This is a genomic window from Pontibacterium sp., from assembly GCF_041587635.1.
Lineage (GTDB): Bacteria > Pseudomonadota > Gammaproteobacteria > Pseudomonadales > Balneatricaceae > Pontibacterium.
The window spans coordinates 1-4869 of sequence record NZ_JBFGYC010000308.1; the positions used below are offsets into that span (position 1 = coordinate 1).

Here is a 4869-nt window from a genome sequence, read left to right on the forward strand (position 1 = left end):
CATCGCCGGCGGGTATCGGCTGGCGATGTTATTGCTTGCGTAAAGGGATATGTGTGAAGGGCTGCGTACGACGGTATCTGTCCCGAGCAGAAACGAATCAGTTCACAACATTAACATTACGAAGAACCTACCCAACGTATCAGCCGTTAACGCAGCTAAGCACTTTTCGCCTCCCCCTCCTAAAGCACACCTGGCAGACTTTTGAAGTCAGACAGTGTTTAAGCGATCACTTCACCCTGCTGTCGCGCCAACGCAAACTTAAGCAACTCTTTTGGCGGCAGCGGCTTGCTATAGTAATAGCCTTGAATCAGGGAGCATTCGTGATCTTGCAGGAATTCAAGCTGCGGTTTGGTTTCTACCCCTTCCGCCAGCACCTGAATACCCAAACTATGACACAGTACGATAATCGCGCGAACGATCGATTCATCGTCCTTGTCTGTGCCAATATCACGAATAAAGCTCTGGTCAATTTTAAGCGTATCAACCGGCAGTTTTTTCAGATAACTCAGTGAGGAGAAACCCGTCCCAAAGTCATCCATTGAAATGGAAATCCCTTTTTCCCGCAGCTTAAACAGTTTCGGTACCAGCAGTTCCGGCTGCTTGATCAAAAAGTTTTCGGTCACCTCAAGATCAAGATAATGCGGGTCCAAACCGCTATCTACCAATGCGCTATCAACAGTACTGAGTAAGTGCTCGTGCATCATCTGCTGGCCCGCCAGATTGACCCCGACACGTACATCGCTAAGTCCCTGAGACTGCCAGTGCTTCATCTGGGAGCACGCCTGGCGTAATACCCACTCACCGATCTCAACAATCAAACCTTGCTCTTCTGCCAACGGGATAAATCGCGCAGGTGAAATCATACCCGCCACAGGATGCTGCCAGCGCAGCAGTGCTTCGACGCCCACCAACTTACCCGATACACTGTCGATCTGAGGCTGATAGTGCAAATGCAGCTCATCCCGATCCAATGCTTTATGCAAGTCATTCACCAGGGAAAAACGTTCATCACGCTGTGTGCCTAAAATCTGGTTATATACACAACAGCAGTTTTTCCCGCCATCTTTTGCATGGAACAACGCCACATCAGCATTTTTAGTCAGGGTCGCAAAGTCATCCCCATGATCGGGATAAGTACTGATACCAACACTGAGTGTGGTGTAAATTTCGAAACCATCAATATAGAACGGCTCACGAAATGCCTGCAAAATTGGCTGAGCATAGGACTCAACCTGATTAACATCGGGCAGATCAGTTTTGACGATGACAAATTCATCACTTCCCATACGAGAGAGCATATCGTGCTCACCCGTCAGGTTATTAAGACGCTTCGCCGCTTGATTCAGTAATTCATCGCCGACCCCATGCCCCATCGCATCATTTACATCTTTAAAGCCATCAATATCACAAAACAGTACGGCAATCGGTCGCTGCTTTCTGCTGGCTACACGAATACTGTCTTCCAACTGATTTTTAAAGAGCAAACGATTAGGCAACGAGGTTAAGACATCATGGTTCGCTAGCCAGTAGAGCTGCCGCTCGGCAAACTTGCGTTCAGTGATATCAATACCCACAGTCAGCATCGCGGGCGCATCATCAGATACACTGTTCAGGCGGGAATGCATCCAGGCAATATCGCGGCGCTCTGAGTAACGATCCATAATTTGGGTTTCACCCTGAGCCTGCGCACTATAGCCATTTTCGATACGTTCCAGCTGCTGCTGATGTTCATGCCAACTTTGTTCAGTGTGTCCCAACTCGCTAAATTTCACCGAGCCAAACTGATCTTCTCCGATCCCCAGTAAATTCTGACCACAACTATTGAGGGTCATGACAAAACCCTGTTCATCCTGAGTCAGAATAATCGCCTGCGCCGTATTCAGCAGGTTGTTCACAAAATCACGCTCGCGCTCAAGCGCATCAGAACGATCCTGCAACTTTTGTGTCCGCTCCAGGATTGAAACCTCAAGGCACTCTAACTGCGTGGTCAAACCCAGCGTGCTATCCCTGAGGACATCCAGTTCATCCAGATAGCGACCATTACGTCTTGGAGCCTCCTGCAATTCATCCTTTACTTCGCCATAGGAGCTTTCCGCCAGTTTCGGCAGCAGCCTGGCGATACGAGATAGATAATTCATCGGCCCACGTAAAACCGATAGCTGCAATACCGCAGCCACCAGCAAACCCGCTGCGGCCAACGCAAGACTTGAGAAGAACTTGCGATACATGGCGTGCTTGTCCTGGGTCAGATCTTCGACCAACACCCAAAACGCCACATCATTTTCGATCCCCTCTGGGACTTTTAAGACCACTTCATAGGTACGATCATTGTAATCGACCTGATATACCCCACCACGAGATGAATAGGGGTACTGCGCAACCAACGCCTGCAACACCTGTATATTTAAGCCTTTTTGCGTCAGGTATTTAAAGCTCAGCCCCCATTCAGGCAATTCGCTGCTGGCGGATGGCATACGGAATGCCAAACCAATGTCACGGCCGCGCTGACGGTTAAATGAAAGCACTACATCAATCAACGTACGACCAACAACCATGACCCCCATATTGTCGCCACGGAACTGGATAGGCAGGGCAACATAACGCAGACAATCAATAGAGCAATACATGTTGCGGACAGGTTTTTCAGTGGCAATCACCGTCTCAACAACGGACTTAGGCAAAGCGATCGTCATACCACGCCCTTCAACCAAGCGTGCTTGACCATCGTAGAGATAGATAGAATCAAGAGAACCGTTTAGAGAAAAACGGTCAAAGTTCAGATTGATCGTCTGACTGAGTGCGACTAAAGGATCGCCGTCACCCGCATACTGGTCTATCGCCATAAGCGACAGAATTTCTCCCAGCTCCAGCAGCCGCTGATAGGAAGAAGATACTAAGCCTTCCAGAACAGCCAGATCACGGTCATTCAACCGGTCCCGCTCCATCTGAAACTGCTGCTCTTGTTGAGAAAACGCAACAAAAGAGTAGCTACAGTGGACTACAAAAAGCACCAGCACCAACAACATGAAGGTTTTCCAGCGTAAACTGATAAACCTTTTGGTCTGTTCTGGTTTGGTATTTATCGGGTCGCTCATTCCATTCAGAACCTATAAGTCGCCTGCAAGGCATAGAGATTCCAATCCCTTTGGAGCATATTCTGATCAGGATTATCTTGTTCAGGTAACCACCCAGTACCCCGCACATGGTGCCATTCAGCGCGCAATAGCCACTGACTGGAAGGCTGCCAGCCGATGCCAAAAATCAGATCTTTGGCAAATTGCGTGTGTGCTGGTTTCCCCAAACGAGCTTCCGCCTCAGTTCCATCCCTATCATCTATATCAAGATATAACTCTTCATAACGTATCATCAGGCTCCAGTGAGGATTTACCCTGTACTCTGCCTGCAAATAGCCTGATTCAAACCGATTTTCCGGGTCAGTCGCAAATATACCGTTCAACGTTCCCCAATTTACTTTCTGTCTAGAAAATTCAGCAGTCAGGCTCCAATGTTCCAGATTGTATTGCAACGACAATAGATAAGCATCGATATCAATATGGCCATCGCGGGGTGCAATCATCTGAGTTAACAGAGGCAATGTCGCCAAACTTGGCTCATCTGCATTGAACTCCAGATTAAAGCGCCCCATGGTCAAGCCAAGGCGCCAACGCTGATCGTTGGTATTATAGACTGTTCGCCACATAAAGCCTTTGCCGTCATCTAATGCTCCGGGCCAGTCTTGACTCAGGTACGCGTACTCCACAGAACTTTCGGTATTTGGCTTGCCCAACAGCAGATCCACGTCTACCCACCCATCCGTAAAGTTACGGGTGCCGTACAAGGAGATACCATCTGACGACAACTGCAGGTCCCGGGCGTTATCGAAATACACCGCTTGAGCCAGTAAAATACCCGGCCGGGTAAAAGCGACATCACGGGTTTCATTGTAAAACCCGAACGGGTTCTTAATTCGTCCAATGCGTATACCGCTTCGGCCACGCGTACCTTCATCAAAACGGTAGTCCAAAAGCGCATAGTCAATACGCGGACTTCCATCTTGCACTTTACCCGCACGTCGGGACATCAACTGGCCGGCAAACAACAGATCACCCCGAGCCTGCCAGGCGGCATTTAGCGCCAGTTCGCGAAAATCTGCACTGCCGTCTTCACTCTGACCAAACACATTATTGTGGTCCGAGTGGAAGTACCCTTGGGTCACAAATCCGTTGATATCCCATTCATCAGGCGCACCAGATGCTGATACCGTGTACGGCATCAATCCAATCCCTGCAATCGCGAGGTACTTAGTAAATTTCGAGCTGTTTAACACCTTGCTCATCCTCCAAATCCTTTGAGGTATAACCCACCGCTCCTGTTACAATTCGTAAGCGCTCAAGCATTTCCTGCTCAGTCTGGACAACATGAGGGGACTGGCCTGAACCGGAAAACACGGCTCGGTCCCAAATATTGCGTAGCTGATACGGATATATATGCAGAGAGGATTTTACGAATTGAATATGGTGGGGATTATCATCCGGCAACACAAAAACCTGAACCGGCGTACCATCCGGCCAGCGCAGGGTACGCATCGCAAATACAGACAACATAAACTGTCTGCTGACAGACATCTCAGTAATGCCCGAATTAACTACAACGCCTTCTGCCTGAGCACAGAGACTTGTAAGTAACCCGAACGTTATTAAGACAATGGCACGGAGAATTTTCATGACCAGATCACTTCCGCTGTGTTAGCCGATACATCCATCCTGATGGTTAGTACGAAAGGTACAACCGCCGTATTACAAAAAACCACATATGGATAACTATTAATGAAGTAGTTTAATGCAGATTAAAAGAAATGACTGCTTTCAG

The 4869-nt window shown here is 48.5% G+C and carries 3 protein-coding genes; all 3 read right to left on the reverse strand.

Going from position 1 to position 4869, the window contains the following annotated elements; translation table 11 throughout:
* Positions 1 to 218: 218 nt before the first annotated feature.
* From ABYW01_RS14215 to ABYW01_RS14225, 3 genes are read right to left on the reverse strand one after another with little or no spacing between them, the layout of a single operon-like run.
* Positions 219 to 3095, reverse strand: a complete 2877-nt coding sequence (locus ABYW01_RS14215; protein ID WP_372833814.1) for an EAL domain-containing protein — start codon at positions 3093 to 3095, stop codon at positions 219 to 221.
* 5 nt (positions 3096 to 3100) lie between these two features.
* The gene (locus ABYW01_RS14220) at positions 3101 to 4336 is read right to left on the reverse strand and encodes a hypothetical protein (RefSeq protein ID WP_372833815.1); all 1236 of its coding nucleotides are present in this window, start codon (positions 4334 to 4336) and stop codon (positions 3101 to 3103) included.
* The gene (locus tag ABYW01_RS14225) at positions 4302 to 4724 is read right to left on the reverse strand and encodes a hypothetical protein (RefSeq protein WP_372833817.1); all 423 of its coding nucleotides are present in this window, start codon (positions 4722 to 4724) and stop codon (positions 4302 to 4304) included. Before ABYW01_RS14225 ends, ABYW01_RS14220 begins: the two co-directional genes overlap by 35 nt.
* Positions 4725 to 4869 lie beyond the last annotated feature (145 nt).

Coding starts and splice junctions, on each gene's coding strand:
- ABYW01_RS14215 (WP_372833814.1), bottom strand. CDS start 3,095: ATGAGCGACCCGATAAATACCAAACCAGAACAGACCAAAAGGTTTATC.
- ABYW01_RS14220 (WP_372833815.1), bottom strand. CDS start 4,336: ATGAGCAAGGTGTTAAACAGCTCGAAATTTACTAAGTACCTCGCGATT.
- ABYW01_RS14225 (WP_372833817.1), bottom strand. CDS start 4,724: ATGAAAATTCTCCGTGCCATTGTCTTAATAACGTTCGGGTTACTTACA.